This is a genomic window from uncultured Clostridium sp. (assembly GCF_937920395.1).
In the GTDB taxonomy this organism is placed as follows: Bacteria; Bacillota; Clostridia; order Clostridiales; family Clostridiaceae; genus Clostridium_AD.
The window spans coordinates 1-19918 of the sequence record NZ_CALEVF010000241.1 but is presented as its reverse complement, the minus strand read 5'-3'; the positions used below and the strand labels follow the sequence as shown (position 1 = coordinate 19918).

20 protein-coding genes and 1 pseudogene are annotated in these 19918 nt (G+C 31.6%); 12 read left to right on the top strand and 9 right to left on the bottom strand.

The window, feature by feature from the left end; translation table 11 throughout:
* Positions 1–101 precede the first annotated feature (101 nt).
* The 3 genes from Q0649_RS15785 to Q0649_RS15775 are packed head-to-tail and all read right to left on the bottom strand — an operon-like array spanning position 102 to position 2180.
* The gene (locus tag Q0649_RS15785; RefSeq protein ID WP_298844212.1) at positions 102–692 is read right to left on the bottom strand and encodes a TlpA disulfide reductase family protein; all 591 of its coding nucleotides are present in this window, start codon (positions 690–692) and stop codon (positions 102–104) included.
* 18 nt (positions 693–710) lie between these two features.
* Positions 711–1415 carry a cytochrome c biogenesis CcdA family protein gene (locus Q0649_RS15780; RefSeq protein WP_298844210.1) on the bottom strand — a complete coding sequence of 235 codons (705 nt, stop codon included), beginning with the start codon at positions 1413–1415 and terminating at the stop codon, positions 711–713.
* A 36-nt stretch (positions 1416–1451) separates the two neighbouring features.
* Positions 1452–2180 carry a sulfite exporter TauE/SafE family protein gene (locus Q0649_RS15775; RefSeq protein WP_298844208.1) on the bottom strand — a complete coding sequence of 243 codons (729 nt, stop codon included), beginning with the start codon at positions 2178–2180 and terminating at the stop codon, positions 1452–1454.
* 321 nt (positions 2181–2501) lie between these two features.
* Here Q0649_RS15775 and Q0649_RS15770 point away from each other — a divergent pair, with 321 nt between their 5' ends.
* From Q0649_RS15770 to Q0649_RS15715, 12 genes are all read left to right on the top strand, one after another.
* A complete protein-coding gene (locus tag Q0649_RS15770) occupies positions 2502–3647 on the top strand; it encodes an isochorismate synthase (protein WP_298844205.1) in 1146 nt (381 codons plus the stop codon).
* A gap of 35 nt (positions 3648–3682) precedes the next feature.
* Positions 3683–5332 (top strand): 2-succinyl-5-enolpyruvyl-6-hydroxy-3-cyclohexene-1-carboxylic-acid synthase, encoded by a 1650-nt coding sequence (gene menD, locus Q0649_RS15765; RefSeq protein ID WP_298844202.1) that lies wholly within the window; start codon positions 3683–3685, stop codon positions 5330–5332.
* A 24-nt stretch (positions 5333–5356) separates the two neighbouring features.
* Positions 5357–6148, top strand: a complete 792-nt coding sequence (menH, locus tag Q0649_RS15760; protein ID WP_298844199.1) for a 2-succinyl-6-hydroxy-2,4-cyclohexadiene-1-carboxylate synthase — start codon at positions 5357–5359, stop codon at positions 6146–6148.
* Positions 6149–6183: 35 nt separating this feature from the next.
* Complete coding sequence (gene menB / locus Q0649_RS15755) at positions 6184–7026, top strand: 1,4-dihydroxy-2-naphthoyl-CoA synthase (protein WP_298844196.1); 843 nt, start codon at positions 6184–6186, stop codon at positions 7024–7026.
* Between the two features lie 23 nt (positions 7027–7049).
* Positions 7050–8381, top strand: coding sequence for an o-succinylbenzoate--CoA ligase (gene menE / locus Q0649_RS15750; RefSeq protein WP_298844193.1), 1332 nt, complete (start codon positions 7050–7052; stop codon positions 8379–8381).
* Positions 8382–8393: 12 nt separating this feature from the next.
* Positions 8394–9503, top strand: coding sequence for an o-succinylbenzoate synthase (menC, locus tag Q0649_RS15745; protein ID WP_298844190.1), 1110 nt, complete (start codon positions 8394–8396; stop codon positions 9501–9503).
* A 1-nt stretch (position 9504) separates the two neighbouring features.
* A complete protein-coding gene (locus Q0649_RS15740; protein ID WP_298844189.1) occupies positions 9505–9903 on the top strand; it encodes a PaaI family thioesterase in 399 nt (132 codons plus the stop codon).
* A gap of 3 nt (positions 9904–9906) precedes the next feature.
* Positions 9907–10794, top strand: coding sequence for a prenyltransferase (locus Q0649_RS15735; protein ID WP_298844186.1), 888 nt, complete (start codon positions 9907–9909; stop codon positions 10792–10794).
* A gap of 189 nt (positions 10795–10983) precedes the next feature.
* The gene (locus Q0649_RS15730; RefSeq protein WP_298844183.1) at positions 10984–11406 is read left to right on the top strand and encodes a MarR family winged helix-turn-helix transcriptional regulator; all 423 of its coding nucleotides are present in this window, start codon (positions 10984–10986) and stop codon (positions 11404–11406) included.
* A gap of 82 nt (positions 11407–11488) precedes the next feature.
* Positions 11489–11845 (top strand): carboxymuconolactone decarboxylase family protein, encoded by a 357-nt coding sequence (locus Q0649_RS15725; protein WP_298844180.1) that lies wholly within the window; start codon positions 11489–11491, stop codon positions 11843–11845.
* A gap of 82 nt (positions 11846–11927) precedes the next feature.
* The gene (gene lpdA / locus Q0649_RS15720; RefSeq protein ID WP_298844178.1) at positions 11928–13637 is read left to right on the top strand and encodes a dihydrolipoyl dehydrogenase; all 1710 of its coding nucleotides are present in this window, start codon (positions 11928–11930) and stop codon (positions 13635–13637) included.
* Positions 13630–14628 carry a lipoate--protein ligase gene (locus Q0649_RS15715; RefSeq protein ID WP_298844175.1) on the top strand — a complete coding sequence of 333 codons (999 nt, stop codon included), beginning with the start codon at positions 13630–13632 and terminating at the stop codon, positions 14626–14628. Before lpdA ends, Q0649_RS15715 begins: the two co-directional genes overlap by 8 nt.
* A 163-nt stretch (positions 14629–14791) precedes the next feature.
* On the opposite strand, the gene Q0649_RS15710 is transcribed toward Q0649_RS15715, so the two are convergent.
* From Q0649_RS15710 to Q0649_RS15685, 6 genes and pseudogenes are all read right to left on the bottom strand, one after another.
* The gene (locus tag Q0649_RS15710) at positions 14792–15085 is read right to left on the bottom strand and encodes a ferredoxin family protein (RefSeq protein ID WP_298844172.1); all 294 of its coding nucleotides are present in this window, start codon (positions 15083–15085) and stop codon (positions 14792–14794) included.
* A complete protein-coding gene (locus Q0649_RS15705) occupies positions 15085–16380 on the bottom strand; it encodes an FAD-dependent oxidoreductase (RefSeq protein ID WP_298844169.1) in 1296 nt (431 codons plus the stop codon). The genes Q0649_RS15710 and Q0649_RS15705 overlap by 1 nt, the downstream gene beginning before the upstream one ends.
* Positions 16373–17431, bottom strand: coding sequence for an electron transfer flavoprotein subunit alpha/FixB family protein (locus Q0649_RS15700; RefSeq protein WP_298844164.1), 1059 nt, complete (start codon positions 17429–17431; stop codon positions 16373–16375). The genes Q0649_RS15705 and Q0649_RS15700 overlap by 8 nt, the downstream gene beginning before the upstream one ends.
* The gene (locus tag Q0649_RS15695) at positions 17419–18228 is read right to left on the bottom strand and encodes an electron transfer flavoprotein subunit beta/FixA family protein (protein ID WP_298844161.1); all 810 of its coding nucleotides are present in this window, start codon (positions 18226–18228) and stop codon (positions 17419–17421) included. Before Q0649_RS15695 ends, Q0649_RS15700 begins: the two co-directional genes overlap by 13 nt.
* Before the next feature lie 59 nt (positions 18229–18287).
* Complete coding sequence (gene ubiE, locus Q0649_RS15690; protein ID WP_298844159.1) at positions 18288–18995, bottom strand: bifunctional demethylmenaquinone methyltransferase/2-methoxy-6-polyprenyl-1,4-benzoquinol methylase UbiE; 708 nt, start codon at positions 18993–18995, stop codon at positions 18288–18290.
* 156 nt (positions 18996–19151) lie between these two features.
* Positions 19152–19918: pseudogene (locus Q0649_RS15685) on the bottom strand (4Fe-4S binding protein); the annotation flags it as partial.

Sequence of the window (19918 nt, the reverse complement as noted above, 5' to 3'; positions counted from 1 at the left end):
TATTATTTAAAATATGTTCGTTTTTAATAATAAAGGGTACTGCCTAAAATTAAAGCAGTACCTTTACCATTTAATTGATATTGTATTTATTTACTTATTAACTATTTATCTAAAGTTTTAATGTATGCTTTCATTTGATCAATATTCATACCACCAATGTTTTTAGAAATGATGTTTCCATCTACATCAATGAAATATGAAGTTGGAATTGATGTTATATTATATTGAGCGGCAACTCTCTGATCAGGATCTATAAGAACTTTAAAATTATATTTGTTACTATCAATAAAAGGTTTAACCGTGCTTAAAGGCTCTCCTATCTCTACTGCCACTATAACTAAGTTACTATTTTTTGTTTCTTGATATAATTTTTCGATTTCAGGCATTTCTGCTTTACATGGTGGACACCATGTTGCCCAAAAATTAAGGAATACTCTCTTACCCTTTAAGTCACTTAGGGACAATTCTTTACCATTAAGATCTTTTAATTTGAAATCTATAGCTTTGGTCTTAGTAGCGTTAGGGCTAGTTTCAATAGGTTGGATAGATGTATTATTTTGAGTGGTACTACCTTTGTTTGTGCTTCCCACAGTTGAGTTAGACTTAGAATTTGATGCATTATAGTTGTTTAAAGTGTAAATAGAGCCTCCGACAAGGATGGCAATTATAAGAACTATTAAATACCTTTTCATTTTTATTCTCTCCTTTAATTAAAAATTAATAAAGTTTGTGTATTGACTTAATATTGCTAATTTGTTCATGAAAATCATAACTCCCATTATTATCATTAATAATCCGCTTATTGTAGAGATTATAGGAAGATATCTTGAAAACTTTCTAAATTGTTTAGTAAAACTTCCTATGGCCATGGCAGTTAAAATAAATGGAACAGCAAGTCCAAGAGAATACATTATCAAAAGTAAAACACCTTTACCTACAGAGTTCATACTTGTAGCATAGATGAGTATTGAGGATAATATAGGGCCAATGCACGGCGTCCAACCTGCAGCAAAAGCCATTCCCATTATTACTGAGCTAAATGGGCCTTTAATCTTATCAAGATATAAAAATCTTTTCTCACGATAAAGTAATTTGATTTTAAAAACTCCAAGGGTATGTATGCCAAAAATAACAATAAGAGTGCCTCCAACTTTTCTAAACAAATCTTTATGGATAATTAGTAATTTACCAAGGGAGGTTATAGAAACTCCCATTAATATAAAAATAATAGAAAAGCCTAATACAAACCCAAAAGATTTATATAAAGTAGAAAGTTTAGCTTTGTCATCTTTTAATTCTTCTATAGAAGAACCAGTTAAATAGCTTACATATGCAGGAACAAGTGGAAGGACGCAAGGTGATAAAAATGATAGAAGACCTGCAGAAAAAGCTAACAATATTGGTATGTCATTCAAAAATAAACCACCTCCGATTTAGTATTATAATACTGATTAATTAAACCAATATATAAAACTATCAATTAATCCAAAAGTAATAAGTAAAAGTCCACCGAAAATCCTAATTATAACTTGAATCTTTTTAAATTTTTTTGTGTTGGACTTAAGGTTGGTTTTTCCTATAAAAATCAGTGATAACATTAAGTATATGGGCGTAAGGGTACCAAGTGTAAAAATTGGAGGATATATTATGCCAATAGGAGACTTAAAGGTTAAAGGAACAATAATTCCGAAGAATAACCAAAATAAAGTTGGGCAAAATGCTAATGAAAATATCAAACCCATTATAAATGATGGATTAAATATTTTAAACTTACGTGTGAAATTTTCAACATTAGCTATAAATAAATTTCCAATAGATCCCTTTAGATTTAGAACGCCTAATATATAAAGTCCAATAATTATTATAGCGGGTCCCATAAGCTTTCTAAATAGGCTAAAGAAAGGTATGGATGTTCTTTGTATATTAACTTTAAATAATATTATTAACATTCCATAAAACAAAAATATAGTCAGCTTACCAAGTGAATACCATAATGCGTTTATAAAAAGTTTTTTGTTGCTAGAACCCTCCTTTGTGATAAATCCAATAGCTCCAAGGTTTGTGGTTAGCTGGCATGGAGCCGTTGAACCAAGAATTCCAATTAAAAAAACACCAATCATAGGTATATTTAAATTTCTTGAGAAGTTCATTATAGGATCACTTAAAAGTCTGTTTAACATACCCATAATTTCATAAAGCCTTAATGTAAAATACGAAATAATAAAAACTCCCTTCTATGAAATAAGTTGCAACTGTAAATATTATACTAAGAAGATGTGGAGATTTAATGTGTTTTACAAAATTCATTTTTTATCAATATTTTTTAAATACTGCATATCTACATAAAATCTTTATAAGTATTTCCTATAATAAGGTATAACAAAAAAAGAATGGAGTGATAAATATGGGAACAATAATATCAATATAATATTTATGGGTGTAATGTTTGATTTATTCTAGTTTAGAAGATTTATTATAATTCAGATATAGAGGTGTATAAATTGAAATATCATGAGAAACAGATTAAATTAGATAATCCGCTTTCATTCTGGAAGCATTTTGAGAACGAGGAAAGGTTTTTATTTTACAATCCTTTAAAAAAAGAGTTTATTCTTGGAGCTAAACGGTTAAAAACTATTTCTATGGATGAAAATTTAAAAGATTATTTATATATCTTTTCATCAATGACATTCTTTAATTCAATCAAAGATGAAAAATGGGTTGGGTTTGGTAATGAAAATATTGCATTTGAATATTATTTTGTTGAAAAAGATGGAAAACAAACATTTTATTACTTTAACGATTTTGTAGAAATTGAAAATGGAGAGGTAGAGATTTGTGAACATGCATGCAAATATGGAATGGACGATTTTAAAGCATGGAAGCAATTGTTTTCTGTGGCAAAAGATGCAATATCCAGCAAAGAGGTAAATAAAGTTGTTATTTCTAGAGAAGTTAAAGTTCAATGTGATACTTTGATAAGCGTAGAAAGTGTTTTCCAAAAGCTTTTGAAACACAACATAAATAGCTTTGTATTTGGCTACTACAAGGATGGAAAAACATTTGTAGGTGCAACGCCAGAGATCTTGGTTCAAAAAGAAAAAAATATGGTGTTAAGTTATGCACTTGCTGGCACTATTTTGCGAAGTAATGAAAATGATGAATTACAGAAGGAAGTTTTGTTAAAGGATACTAAAAATCGCCATGAACATCAAATTGTTATTGATTCAATAGTTAATGTTATGAAGAAATTCACAGATGAATTGATAGTAGATGAAACTAAAATTTTAACACTTAAGAATTTACACCATTTACAAACAGCAATTTATGGAAAAGATAAAAATAGCACTTTACTTCAATGGGTAAAAAGGCTTCACCCAACACCTGCTTTAGGTGGGTATCCGGCAGATAAAGCTCTGCAATTAATTAAAAGATATGAAAAACATGAGAGAGGTTTGTATGCGGCACCTATTGGCATAATTGATGGAAATGGAGATGGTATATTTGTGGCAGGAATAAGATCTGCTCTAATTGAAAAAAATATAGCATATGCATGTGTTGGCTGTGGCATAGTTGATAAATCAAATTGTGAAGTTGAATACATTGAAACAAAAGATAAATTAAAAACAATAATTGAAAGTTTATAGTAAAGAAAGAAAATTAGAAAGAGGAGGAGAAATGAATGACAAATTATATTGCTGCTTTAGTTGATGAACTATATCAATTAGGTGTATGCGAGGTTGTAATTAGTCCAGGTTCAAGGTCAACACCCTTATCTATATTATTTTGTGAACATGATTTTAATATCTTTATAAATGTAGATGAGCGCAGTGCAGGATTCTTTGCACTTGGAATAGCAAAAGAGCAGGCAAGACCTGTGGTATTAGTTTGTACATCAGGTACTGCTGTGGCAAATTATTTGCCTGCAATTGTGGAAGCTAAGTATTCAGGAGTACCATTAATTTTGTTAACAGCTGATCGTCAGCCTGAACTACGTAATGTTGGGGCACCACAAACAATTGATCAAAATAATATATTTGGTAATTTTACAAAATACTATGAAGAACTGGCATTGCCTGAAGAAAGTGAAAGTATGTATAGATATGTACGCGTGGTTATGCAGAGAGCATTTGCAAGTGCTATGTCAAAAGAATATGGGGTAATCCATATTAATGTGCCACTACGTGATCCATTAATTCCAGATCTAAGTAAGCTTGATTTTACTGTAGGACGCTCAAAAAATAAATTCGAATATATTCAAGGAGAAAAGCAAGGTTCATTAGATAATTTAATTCTTAAAAATAAAAATGGAATTATAATTTGTGGTGGAGACGCCTATTCAAACTATCATAAAGAAGTGATAGAAATGGGAGAACGCTTAAAAGCACCCATACTCGCTGATCCAATTTCAAATTTGCGTAATTACTCAAATGATATTATTATCGATAGTTATGATGCCTTTTTAAAAAATGATAATATCAAAAGAGAATTAGAGCCTGAATTTATTATTCACATTGGTCAAGTACCTGTTTCAAAACGGTTGCAGCAGTTTTTGACCATGCATCAAGAGGTTTTATATATACAAGTAGGTGAAAGTTTTAAGTATTGTAACCCATCATTGTCAACCAAAAGATTTATCGCTACTTCACCAAAATTGTTTGCTGAGTCTATTTGTACAGAGAATAGTAACAGAGAATATTTAGATAAATGGTTAAGATATCAGAAACAAATGCGTGAGAAGTTGAAACGTGCAAAGGATGAAGAACACTTGTTTGAAGGTAAACTAATTCAGGAGCTACAAAGTATGTTGCCAGAAAAAAGTAGATTAGTCGTAGCAAATAGTATGGCAATACGGGATATGGATTACTTCTTTGAAGCCCGGAATCAAAATATAAAGGTATTATGTAATAGAGGGGCAAATGGAATTGATGGCACTGTTTCCACTGCACTAGGTATATCAATAGCAAATCATCCAACGGTTTTGTTAACAGGGGATTTAGCATTTTACCATGATTTAAATGGATTACTAATTGGAAAAACACATAAATTAAATTTAATTATACTGCTACTTAATAATGATGGGGGAGGGATTTTTAGGTACTTACCTCAAAGTAAAGAAAATCACTTCCAGCATTTATTTTTAACACCTCAGGGAATAAATTTTGAGGGTGTAAAAACTTTATATAATACAATATATTTTGAAGCAAAAGATTATAGCTCCTTTAATGATTGTTTCAATGAAGCATTAACGCTAGAGGGAATTAAGTTAATTGAGGTAAAAATAGATTCAGAGTTAAGTAAAAAATTGCATGATAAATACACAACATTATAAATATAAAATATGTAGGGTGAGAGTATGTTTATTGAAATAGAAAATATTAAATATCACATTGAAGTAAGGGGCGAGGGAAAACCAATTATTTGTTTACATGGATTTTCGGAAAATCTTAGTACCTGGAAATCTATTCAATTAGACGGGTATCAATTAATATTAATAGATTTAATTGGACATGGGCAAAGTGATAAACCAAAGCAACGTAAATATTATTCATTGAAAGTAATGATTAGGCACTTAAATGAACTTATTTCAAAGTTGGGTTTAAAGAGATATTCAATGCTAGGTTATTCTATGGGTGGTCGCATTGCATTAGCATATTCTTTGATCTATCCAAAGGAAATAGATAAGCTGATTTTAGAGAATTCATCTTATGGTCAATATGGATTTTTAAATCGATTAAGACGTCGCAGAAATGATTTGAATTTAGCTAAAAGCATAGAAAGAAATGGGATAGAATGGTTTAATCAATATTGGAGTGATTTAAGCATTTTTAAATCACAAAGGAGATTATCTAAAGCAATCATTAAAGAAATAGGCGAAAGACGTTTATTAAATAAAGCACATGCACTTTCAAACACATTACAAGGCACTGGGCAAGGAAAATTCCCATGTTTAAAACATAAAATAGTTAAGCTATCTATGCCTATATTATTTATAAGTGGGGAAGATGATAAAAAATACGAGCTTGTAGGTAATAATTTTGAAATATTAAATAGCAGAGTAAAGCATGTTGTAATAAATGGATGTGGGCATAATACTCATATTGAAGATACTAATACATTTGTGAAAGTTATAAATGATTTTTTATAAATAATTTTTTATAAATAATTTTGAGGAGTGAAAATATGAATAAATTTGATTGGAAAGATTCAGACCGTAATTATGAAGATATTAAATATGAAACTTATGATGGAATTGCAAAGATTACAATTAATCGACCTGAAGTGCGAAATGCTTTTCGTCCTAAAACGATAATGGAATTAATCCATGCGTTTACTATGGCTCGTGAAGATAGTAAAATAGGCGTGGTTATTTTAACTGGTGCTAATTATGGACAAGGCGTAGAGAATGAAGCATTTTGCTCAGGAGGAGATCAAAAAGTACGTGGAAATGGAGGATATGTTGGTGATGACAATATCCCACGTTTAAATGTTTTAGATTTGCAACATTTAATTAGAATTATTCCAAAACCTGTTATCGCAATGGTTAATGGATACGCAATTGGTGGCGGTCATGTGTTACATATAGTATGTGATTTAACAATAGCTTCTGAAAACGCTAAATTTGGTCAAACAGGACCTAAAGTAGGTTCTTTTGACGGTGGGTATGGTGCAGGATATTTGGCACGTATTGTGGGTCATAAAAAAGCACGTGAAATTTGGTATTTGTGTCGTCAGTATTCAGCTAAAGAGGCTCTAGATATGGGACTTATAAATACAGTAGTACCATTTGATAAGTTAGAACAGGAAACAGTTAAATGGGCAAAAGAAATAATGCAGCATTCTCCAACGGCGCTACGTTTCTTAAAAGCATCATTTAATGCAGATACAGATGGATTAGCTGGATTACAACAATTAGCAGGAGATGCTACCTTGTTATTTTATACTACAGAGGAGGCAAAAGAGGGCCGTGATGCTTTTAAAGAAAAACGAAATCCTAATTTTGATGAATTTCCTAAATTTCCATAATAAAGTTACGAAGGTGAGATACTATGAATTGGCTTAAGGAACAAAATTATAAAAATCCTGATAAAAGGTTTATTAATGACTTAACTTTTCATGAAGTTTATGAACAGGTAACAGACCTAGCGGGGAAACTATCTTCCTATGTAAAAACTGAGAGAAGAGTTGCAATTTATTCAAATAACTCTGTTGACATGGCACTATTTTTTTTAGCACTTCAACTTTTGGGGAAAGAAGTGCTGATGTTAAATACTCATTTGACGGAGAGCGAAATAAAAAACCAATTAGAACTTACAAAGGTTCAGGTTGTATTTTCTGATGACGAGAAATTTATATGCTTTAATGAAGTGCAAGAAAGTGAAAGAGAAGATATAAAATTATTAGAAGAGTTTGAGCCTAATAGGATTGTTGTTATCATGAATACAAGTGCTACAACAGGTGAATTCAAATCAGTTCCTCTTAGGTGGAAACAGTTTTCTGCTCATGTAAAATCATCACAAAAGAGTATTGGGGTAACAACTATGGATAATTGGCTTCTAGTATTACCTATGTATCATATTAGTGGATTAACTATCTTAATGCGTAGCTTATACAATGGAACTCAAATTACTATATTAGAAAGATTTGATGAAGAACAGGTTTTAAGCTTAATTGAAAGAGGTTTTATCAATATGATATCCATTGTTCCGACTATGTTAAATAGGATTGTTGAGAGAATAGAGAACCATAAACTACGTGTTGTGCTTTTAGGTGGTGAATTTATTCCTAAAGCGTTGGTTCAAAAAAGCATAATGAGGAACATTCCAATTTATAAGACCTATGGTATGACAGAGACAACAAGCCAGTCTACTACTTTTTCAGTATTAGATTATCCAGAAAAAATTGACTCAGTAGGAATGCCACTTGAAAATGTAGATATTCTTATTGGTAATCAAGATGTAAATGGAATAGGTGAGGTTTTACTTGAAAGTCCTATGTTAATGGATGGATACCTAGGTAAAGAAGATATAGCTGGTTATTTTAATACAGAGGATGTGGGTTATATAGATGAAGATGGTTTTTTAAATATAGTCGCGCGTCGCACAGATATAATTATATCTGGTGGTGAAAATATTTATCCAAAAGAAATTGAAAATATTCTATATACACATCCGCTTATAGATGAATGCATTGTGGTTGGGCATATTGATGAAAAGTGGGGACAGATTCCTATACTTTATGTGGTTTCTTCATTAAATGAACATGAGATATTAGAGTATCTTTCAAATAAATTAGCTAAATATAAGATCCCAGAAAAAATTATTTATTTGAAGGAACTTCCTAAAAATTCAGTAGGAAAAATATTAAGAAAGAATTTATAAGAGGGTGTATATATGCAAATTGAACAAATAGAACTTTTTCATATTAAGATGCCTTTGAATTTTAATTTCAAAACATCACAAGCTTCCATAAAGTATCGTGAAACAATTGTAATAAAAGCTACGGATGAGCTTGAAAATGTAGGTTATGGTGAAGTGGTTTCATTTAATGATCCATTTTATACAAATGAGACATTAGCATCTTCAAAGAAGGTATTAATAAATAAATATATTAAATCTGTAATTCATAAAGAGATGGATCATCCTTTTGATATACATGAATATTTAGATGTAGAGTGCCCTATGGCACTAGCAGGTCTTGAAAATGCATTGGTAGATATATATGCTAAAAGAAATAAGTTATCCATTATGAAACTTGTATTCAATGAAGATACTGATGATGAGATTTATGCAGGAGTTGTACTAGGCGATTTGGATATTAAAACACTTTTAAAACAAATTGAGGATTATCAAAATGAAGGATATACTCGCTTTAAATTAAAGATTAAACCGGCCGATGGTTTAAAAAAATTAAGGGCTATTAGAAAAATTTACCCAAGCATTCAATTGTTAATAGATGCTAATAGAAGTTATAAGTTTGAACAAATAAATGAAATAAAAAAATTAGATGAATTTAATTTAATTTGCATAGAAGAACCACTTGATTCAAAAGATTTTTTAGAATATCAAAAACTTCAAAAAGAACTTACTACGCCAATATGTTTGGATGAAAGCATTCAAACAATTAATGACTTAAAGACTGCAATGGAGCTAAAAGCATTTAAAGTGTTAAATATAAAAATAGGTCGAGTTGGTGGAATTTATTATGCAAAGCAAATGATTGACTTATGCAGGGAAAACAATATAAAATATTGGGTTGGAAGTATGGTTGAGAGTGGTATTTCTAAAATATTGCATGTTCAATTAGCTAGCTTAAAGGATACTTACATTCCTGGAGATTTATCATCATCAAAGCGTTACTTTAAAAAAGATATAATTAAACCGGAAATTATTGCACGTAATGGTATAATTAAAGTGCCTAAAGGCTATGGGTTAGGCGTGGAAATTGATGAAGTTACTTTAAGAGAGTACACAATAGATTATATTAAAATAGGTGGTGAATAGTATGAATTTAATAGACGGGTTAAATATAGAATATATTCATGTGCTAGGTAGGGAACTTGAAGCAAAAATGAATTTAACACAGTTCCATGATCAAACCTTCGGATACTTGCATGGAGGGGCAACAATTGCCTTTGGAGAAACAATTACAGGTTATGCCTCACTTCAAAAGATAGATAAAGATCAAGTAGCAGTAGGGCAAACTATTACTGCAAACCATATGAAAGCAAAAAAAATAGAAGGCTATATTATAGCAAATGGAAAGTTAATACATATGGGGAAGACATCTCATGTTTGGAGCGTTGAAATGTTTGATGAAAATAATGTATTAATATCATATATGACTATTACAAACGCCATTATAAAATCAAATGAAGATAATCCACTTGGTAAGGAGAGGTAGAAAATGAGGTTTAAATCAATAATTAAACTTATGGATATAAAAACTCTTGTTGCAGGGATTGTACCTGTAATTTTAGGTTCAATTTACTCAAAGTATGCTTTTTTTAAATTTAACATATTATATTTTATTTTATTAATAGTTGCCATGATACTTATTCAAAGTGCCACTAATATGGTGAATGATTACTCTGACTTTAAAAGTGGAGCGGATAGTGAAAAAAGTGGTGATGAAAAAGCTTTAGTAAGCGGGGAGATTACTTCAAAACAAGTTTTGGTTGTCATATTCTTGTTTGAACTTATTGCTTGTATTATTGGTGTTTTCATTGCTAGTCAGACAAGTTATTATATTATGCTCATTGCAATTATAGGAGGTATTATTTCAATCTCATATGCCTTTGGTCCTTTTCCTATTTCATATACACCTTTTGGTGAAGTTGTCGCTGGAATAACCATGGGTATTGGTATAACAACAACAGTGATTTATATTCAATCTGGTGTAATTAACCTAAATACAGTTTTAGTTGCAATTCCTACAGTAATATATATAAGCACTATATTATTATCTAATAACTTAAGCGATTTACAAGAGGACCTTGATGTTGGTAGAAAAACGCTTCCTATTTTGATGGGTGTAAAAAATGCAGAAAAGCTTTGGATCTTTAATGTAATAATGCTTTTAATACTAACATTTATTTTATTTGTAGTACACATTTATCCAATTGTTGTACTAGTGACTGTTTTAATATTTTTTCCTTATAAATCGATATTTGATTTTATATCTTATGATAAAAATATGAATACAAAAGGTAGGACTATGGGACTTATAGGTCAGGTTGGATTGAAGTATCATTTAGCTGTAATTATTGGATTACTAATAGCAATAATCTTATAAAAAATTATTACTATAAACCAATGTTTTCAGGAATTGTTGAAAGAATGATAATACTTATTCAATTAGGATGATTTATTGCAGAAGGAAATATAGATCAATATGTTACTTTACTTGCATATAAATTGATAAAAAACAATAATTCTTATATAATAGTAAGATAAAATATTTTTATAAAAGTAGGAGGCTATAATGTTTGATATTGAATCATGTGTTTGTTTTATAAATAGTAAGACATCTAAAAAGATGGCAAATATGTTTAATGAAAGATTAATTCCACTTGGTGTAACCAGAGTTCAGTGGATAGCTATGTATTATTTATTAAAATACGGAGATCTTAGCCAAAAGGAATTAGGAGAAAAAATGGACATTAAAGAGTCTACTGTGGCTAGGCTTTTAGATAGAATGGAAGAAGATGGTTTAATTATAAGAACTCAGGCAAGTGAAGATAGAAGAGTAAAATATATTAAACTTACCCATAAGGGTAGAGAAAGAATTGAAGAGCTTTTACCAGAAGGACAAAATATGAGCAATTTTTTTTCAATGGGGATTACAGAAGAGGAAATTGAAGTATTTAAAAGAGTGCTCAAAAAATTTATGAAAAATATTAGTTGAATTTTATCATATACTATTGTAAATACCTTAAATACTTGCTATACTAATCATTAGGATAGCAAGTATTCAAGGGGGTAATAATATGGCTAAAAATGTTAGAGAAATGTTAAATGATTTTATTGGTGGATTACAAGCATTAGGTGAAACTAATGGAGAACATGTAGGTGCATTTATGAACTTGCTTGGTACAACATATAAACCGGGGGCGTTGGATACTAAGACTAAGGAATTAATCAGTGTAGGCATTGGAACTTTTACACGCTGCGAATACTGCATAGTATTCCATGTTTATAAAGCATTCGAGGCAGGTGCAACACAAGAAGAAATAATGGAAGCAGCCATGGTTTCAGTTGCATTTGGAGGTGGTCCTTCAATGGCTTATAGCGTAACATTACTTAAGGATTCTATTGAGGAATTCAAAAACGATTTTAATAAATAATCTAAATAAAGAGGTTATGCTACAGAATTGGTAAGGCAGCGTAAGCTGCCTTATTTCTTATTAAAAAAAGGGGGTAAAAGTAATGAGTTTAGAGGTTAGGTTAGAAAAATCTTTAAATAAAAATGATCAAACAAAAATAATAAAAGTTTTAAAAAAATTAGGAGATCTTGTTAATATAAATGATGTAATTTTTGAGGTAGAAGGTGGGAAAGGTGCCAGCACCGTTAATTCAAAAGTAAAGGGAACTATTGCAAGTATTAATGTAAAAGAAGGACAAACGGTTAATTCAGATAATGTATTAGCGCAAATAAATGGAGAGCAAGATTCGAAAGCTACCAATACCAGCACCAATAAATTTAACTATTTTCAAAATTTAATTAAGCCAGTAAAACTCAATATTGAAGGCGATATTACAATAATTGGTGGGGGTCCTGGAGGATATGTAGCTGCAATTCATGCAGCTAAATTAGGTGCAAAGGTTATATTAATAGAAAAAGAAAAATTAGGCGGAACCTGTTTAAATTGGGGATGTATCCCTACTAAAACACTGGTTAGATCTGCACAGGTTTTCGATACCCTTAAAAAGGCTGAAGAATTTGGATGTTATGCTGAAAATATCGGTATTAGAATGGAAAAAGTTATTGATAGAAAAGATAAGGTTGTAACACAATTGGTTACGGGTATTAAGTATTTGATGGATAAAAATAATGTGAAAGTTATAAATGGAATTGCTGAAATTGTTGATAATGAAACCATACTAGCCAAGAGTAATACACAAGAAATTACTATTAAAACAAAGAATATTATTATTGCTACAGGTTCTAAATCAGCAGTAATTCCTATTAAGGGTATTGAAAATAAAAATGTAATTGATAGTAGCGATGCTCTGTGTCTTAAGGAGGTTCCAAAGAAATTGGTAATTGTAGGCGGTGGCGTTATTGGTATGGAGTTCGCCTATATTTATGCTAGCTTTGGTGCGGAGGTAACAGTTGTTGAGTTTATGGATCAATGCCTTATAAATTGCGATGATGATGTATGCGAAGAAAATAAAAAAAGTGCAATTAAAAAAGGAATTAAGCTCTACACTACTGCAAAAGTAGAAGAAATTTGTGAAACTGAGAATAATGAATGCATAGTTCATTTTATACAGGATGGTAAAGATAAATATATAACAGCAAATAAAGTGCTTTTAGCTGTAGGAAGAACTCCATATGTAGAGGGACTTGGATTAGAAAATGTAGGAATAGAATTAAACAATAATAAAAGGGGAATTAAGGTTAATTCGAAAATGCAAACCAATGTTTCAAATATATATGCTATTGGGGATGTAACAAATATTATATTACTTGCTCATGCAGCATCTCACCAAGGAGTTGTAGCAGCAAACAATATAATGAGTAAACCTTGTGATATGGATTATACAGCAGTTCCTAGTGCGATTTTTACAGAACCTGAAATTGCTATGGTGGGTATAGGTGAAAAAACTGCAAAGCTTCAGGGCATAGAAGTAGAAGTAGGCAAATTCCCATTTTCAGCTAACGGGAAAGCACTATCCTATGGAGAAAGTGATGGCTTTATTAAAATTGTAAGGGAAAAAAATACAGAGAAATTAATTGGTGCAAGTATTGTGGGGTTGCATGCTACAGATTTAATTGCAGAGCTTACTCTAGCCATTAAGAATAACTTAACTGCTAGAGCAATAACTGAAACTATACATGCTCATCCTACTACAGCAGAGGTAATTCATGAAGCGGCGCTATCTTTAGAAGGAGGGGCTATTCATTTTGCATAATAGTGTAATTACTAGCATAATAACATCTTCAACTTTTGACCCTTGGTATAATCTAGCTTTAGAAGAGTTTTTACTAAATCATGTTAGAGAAAATGAAATAATATTATACTTGTGGCAAAACGATAATACTGTGGTAGTGGGAAAGAACCAAAACTGCTGGAAAGAATGTAAGTGCAGAGAATTAGAAATGAATGGGGGAAAACTTGCAAGACGATTATCTGGTGGCGGTGCAGTTTATCATGACTTAGGCAATCTCAATTTTACCTTTGTAATGGATAAAGAACTGTATGACTTAGAAAAGCAGCTAATGGTTATCATTGAAGCTATAAAAAATGTTGGTATAGAGGCTGAGTTTTCAGGAAGAAATGACATTACGGTAAATGGTAAAAAGTTTTCAGGTAATGCCTTCTACTATACTAAAAATACAGTGCTGCATCATGGAACCTTGCTTATAAATTCAGATTTTTCAAAGCTCGCTGCTTATCTTCAGGTTTCAAAAGAAAAAATTAAATCTAAAGGTGTAGAATCGGTGCAGTCTAGAGTAATAAATTTGAAGGAAATAAATAGCTCAATTACCTTAGAAGAAGTAATAAGCAATTTAAAGAGTACCTTTATTAAGTTTTATGGAGGAAATGGTAAGGTAATAGATATAAATCTATTTGAAGAAGAAATTAATTCATTATATAACAAATATTCATCCTGGCAGTGGAGGTATGGAGAGAGTCCAAGCTTTGACATAAGCTTCCAAAGAAGATTTTTCTGGGGTGAAATAGAAATTTGCTTAAAGTGCAAGGCTGGATATATTGTAGATTCCAAAGTATATTCTGATGCCATGGATTATGAAGTCATAACACAAATTTCAAAAATATTAAATGGAATTAGATTTCAAAGGTCGTCTATTATTAATAGCATTAGAGAATTAAATCAAGATGGAATAAAAAATTCAATTATAGAAGATATTACTGAGTGGTTGAATGAAAAACAACTTTAATTTAAATATTTGTATATATATAAATTTGTAACAAGGAGATAACTAGCGGTTAGTTCCTTGCTACAGGAGTCCTTAAACTATTAAAATCAATCTATTTGCGTTTTTGGTCTTATATTTGCTAATGTGCGGGTATAGAAATTTAACATATAAAATGATTTAATTTCTAAGCCAACCTAAATTGTATTCCAAACCCTCCACGAGGATAGTTCCAATCAATATTACCATGAGGACATGCAATTCTACATGCTCCACATTCAAGGCACCCCTCAAATCCTACAACTATTTTAGAATCTTTATATTGGTATACTCCTGCTGGACAAAATTTTGTACAATTCTTTTCGACGCAATTAGCACAAACACCTTCATCTTTGATAATTAGATGTGATACAGTATCAGCGATATAAGTATTCAAAAACAGTTTATCATCAATATTAACTTTCTTTTTTATATCACTCATTATTTCACTTCCTTTAACATTTTAAATATATCTAAAGCGGCAGTAAACATTGATCTGCCCTTAGTCATGTGTTTCACTATTAATTTTTGTTTTTTAGATTTACTTTCACCGTCTACTGTTAACATTTCACTTACAGATTTATTGAGTGCTGGCATGTAATGATTAAAGTAAGCACCATTATTCTCCATAGTAGAAGAAGCATTTTTATATTTCTTAAGATCCTTAGTAATGTAACTTTCCTTAATTAGATCCTCATAATTAGAAAGGGTGCTTTTCGTGAAGTCGTTAGTACCTTTAGCTCTTATAATTGTTTCAGCAGCAAAACGTCCTGAAGTCATTCCCATGTTTGAGCCTTCCCTGTGTATACCGTTAACAAACTGAGCTGCGTCACCGATAACTATAACTCCATCATCCACTAATTTCGGAATGCTTTTATAACCACCTTCTGGAATTAAGTGTGCATAATATTCGCAAGGCTGGCTTCCAGCAATTAAGGGTTTAACCATAGGGTGATTTTTTATATACTCTAGTAGTTCATAAGGCTCAACGCGTTTCTCATACATTTGTGAGAGTAATGCACCGCATCCAATGGATATATGGTCTTTATTTGTATAGATAAAGGCTGTACCTACCATGCCTAAAGTGGTATCACCAAATATTTCAATGGTCGCTCCCATTCCTTTATCAAGATTAAAGCGTTCTTCTATTTTATCAGAAGACATTTTTAATTCTTCCATAACACAAAGAGCAACTTGGTCTTTGCGCCATTCCTTATGGAAGCCAAGGCTTTTACCGAGAAGCGAATTTACTCCGTCTGCAAGAACAACTACATCAGAGAATATATCTCCATCAGGTCTGTCCGTGCGAACGCCAACCACTTTATTATTTTCCATTAAACATTCTTTTACTACTGTTTCATTAACAATCAGTGTACCAACCTCAACACATTTTTTTGCAAACCATTGATCAAATTTGCCTCTAAATACAGTAAAGTTATTGTAGGGAGCTTTTGACCATTCCATGTCTTTATAGCCCGTTTTAACAACAGATTCTTTGCCCATAATCCATAAGTTTTGTTCAATGATGGGCCGTTCGAGTGGAGCATCTTTCCAAAATTCAGGAATGATCTCCGCCATCATATGACTGTACAAGACTCCACCCATAACATTTTTAGATCCAGGGTGTTGCCCCTTTTCAATTACAATAACTTTAAGGCCTGCTTTTGACATAGTATAAGCTGCTGCAAGTCCGGCTACGCCAGCTCCAACAATAATAGCATCAAATTTTTCACTCAACGTTAACCCCTCCCTTCATATTGGAATTCAAATTCTTAAGCTCAGATAGAGACTCTTTAAAAACTTTAATCAATTTAGGCAATATTGTAAGTGCATCTCCAACAATACTATAGGTAGCAATTTTCATCATAGGACATTCTGGATCTGTATTTATAGCAATTATAGTTTCAGACCCTTGAAGACCAATAGTATGTTGGATTGCACCCGATATTCCTATTGCAAAATATAGTTTTGGAGATACCGTTTTGCCTGTCTGACCAACTTGACGTTTATGGTCAATTAAATCTTTTTCAACAGCGCCACGGCTTCCAGCAGCGACGCCACCAAGGACGCTAGCAAGTTCATTAAGTAGCTTAACTCCTTGTTCATTTTGTATACCACGACCGCCGCTCACTATAATTTTTGCGTCTTCAAGTTTAACATTTTCTAATCCATCTTTAACTATTTTTAGAACTATAGTTTTCAAAGAATCTTCTTTAATGGCAAATGTTTCTTTTACCACTATGCCGGTCCTATTTTTCTCAGGAACAGGCATTTTCATAACCTTTGGATGGACAGTAGCCATTTGAGGTCTATGGTCTTTACATACAATAGTAGCCATTATATTTCCACCAAAGGCAGGCCTGCTAGCAAGTAACATTCTTTTCTCTAAATCAATATCAAGAGCGGTGCAATCAGCAGTTAATCCTGTCTTTAGTGTGGTTGCAACTGCACCAGCAAGATCTCGGCCAGTTGTTGTTGCTCCCATTAATAATATCTCTGGTTTGTATTTTCTTGCGAGATAGCAAAATGCTTTCATATAGGTTTCAGCTCTGTAAAAATGAAATACTGGATCATCTATAATATATACTGTATCTGCACCATGTTCAAAAAGTGTAGACATAATAGATTCTACTTTGTCACCCAAAAGAACTGCAGATACTTGTACATTTAAACTAGAAGCAAGTTCTTTTGCTTTACCAATGAGTTCGAGGGTAACGGTGGCTAGTTTTCCTTCTAACTGCTCTACAAAAACCCATACACCAGAATATTCTTTATTTATATCTGACATTCAAGTATTCCTCCTTTTAATTTATCAACTAACGTTTTAACTACTTCATCCTCACTACCTTTAAGCAATTCGCCACCGGCTCTTTGCTTCGGTGGAAAAATGCGTCGTACAGAAGTTGGAGAACCCTTTAATCCCAATTGGCTTAAATCGGCGTTAAAATCATTAATCCCCCAAGTAGTAGGGTTATAGCGGGCTGCTTTAATCATATTTGTCAAAGGTGAAAAGCTTAATTCATTAATATCTTTTTCAACTGTTATTAGGCATGGGAGCTTTGCTTGTACAACTTCGTACCCATTATCAATCTTTCTATGAAGTATAACAATATTCTTTTTCAAATCAAATGATTCAATAGCTTCAACATAAGTTAACTGAGGCATACCCAAACGACAGGCAATACCTGGTCCTACTTGTGCAGTATCTCCATCTATAGCTTGTTTACCACAGAATACCAAATCAATTGGTTCAATCTCAATTATTTTTTTAATACCCATTGCAAGAATATAGCTAGTAGATAATGTATCTGATCCTGCAAAGGCACGGTCGGAGAGTAGATATCCCTCATCTGCACCCATTTCAATACATTTTTTAATAACCTCTTGAGCTTGAGGTGGTCCCATTGACATAATGGAGACCTTACCACCAAATTTTTTCTTTATTTTAACTGCTTCTTCAACAGCATGAGCATCAAAAGGATTAATAATAGTAGGTGCACTTGATCTGTCCATTGTATTTGTTTTGGGGTCCATTTTAATTTCTGTAGTATCAGGTACTTGTTTTACACAAACTAAGATATGCAATTAATAACAACTCCTTTTTATTTAAAGTTTCTTTAAAATAGCAAATCAAATATTTATTTTTATAAGGGTTTAATGCCATAATGGATAGAAGCTATTCCACAAGTTAGGGATTTAAACTCTGAGTTTTCAAAGCCAACATTTTTGAATTCATGTCTTAGTTGCTTTTTTGTCATAAACCCATTTACTGAATCTCTTAGATAGTAATAAGCTGCTTTATCTTGGGTGCCTAAGTAGCCAATAACTGGTAGTACATAGTTGAAATATAAGTTATATACATTTCTGAAAATAGGTATTTCTGGCTTAGATAATTCTAAGCAAACTACCTTTCCACCAGGTTTTAAAACTCTATACATTTCAGAAATAGATTTTCGTTTATTAGGTATATTTCGCAGTCCAAATGCTATGGTAATACAATTAAAGGTACTATCCTCAAAAGGAAGCTCCATGGCATCTCCTTGCATTAAGCTGAATTTATAGTTAGTTAATGATTTATTAAGGTTTTTGTATCCTACATCAAGCATCTCTTTATTAAAGTCTAGGCCTACAACTTCAGTATTTTCACCTACTGCGGTGCATTCAAGTTCTACCATTTTACCTGTGCCACAACATAAATCTAATACCCTATCATTTTCTTTTATGGTGCATAGTTTTACAGCTTTTTTTCTCCATATTTTGTCTATATTTAAAGTTAATATTGTATTTAATTTGTCATATTTACTAGCAATTGATGAAAAAACACTTTGTACATCCGTGATCATTTCTGACATTATTCAAACCTCCTTACATTAAATGTAATACTATAAAATTTGTAGTGGGTATGTTCGCTTTAAATTGTAAATCGATAGCAAATTGTAAACACATAATTGTAAAAAAAAAAGAGTATAAAGTATTTCAACATATACTCTCTTTTTTTATGATATCTGCTACATACGCATTGCCATTGGAAGGGAAAATAATAGTATATTTGCTACTGCAAGTAAGATCATTAGAACTGCGTAAACTACTGATGTACCTAAAACATTTTTATTGTTTTGACTACTCTTAGCAAGTCTATATGCAGTATAAATTGAACCTACAGTACCAATTACAATTATAATATATTGAAGCATTTGTATAGTTGGACTAGAGAATATTGCAGTTGAAGCTCCATGATACTCTACTCCGAAAAGACCCATTGCAGTGTAAAACACTGATTTACCTTCTGCTAACAAGTGAAACAAGTTATGAGCTATATGGCCAGCTAAGTCCAATGGTATAATAGCATACCCATATTTAGCAAAATTTTCTTTGATAGAAACTTTGTTGAACTTTTTAGCAATAAGACCTGTTAAAAGTAATAACACAACAGGGATTAACATAGCTATGATGAAAGTTACAGTAAATGTTATATAATAGCTAGTTGTACCTAATATATTTTCAAGGGAATTTAATATCTTTTCCCATACTGTAAGCATTGTAATGTTTTGAACAAACACAATACCCATAATTACGATGGCTAAAAATGCAACTTCTATTCTTGGTTTTCTAATATTCCATAATTCTTTAGTGGGAACACGAGGGCTTATTCTTATTGAATCATTTGGACAATTTTTTACACAATTACCACATAAGTTACATTCTGCACTGCTGTCCATAGTTTTAGGAAATTCAAACATAGGACATCCAGGAACTTCAGGTGTTCCTTTGTAAC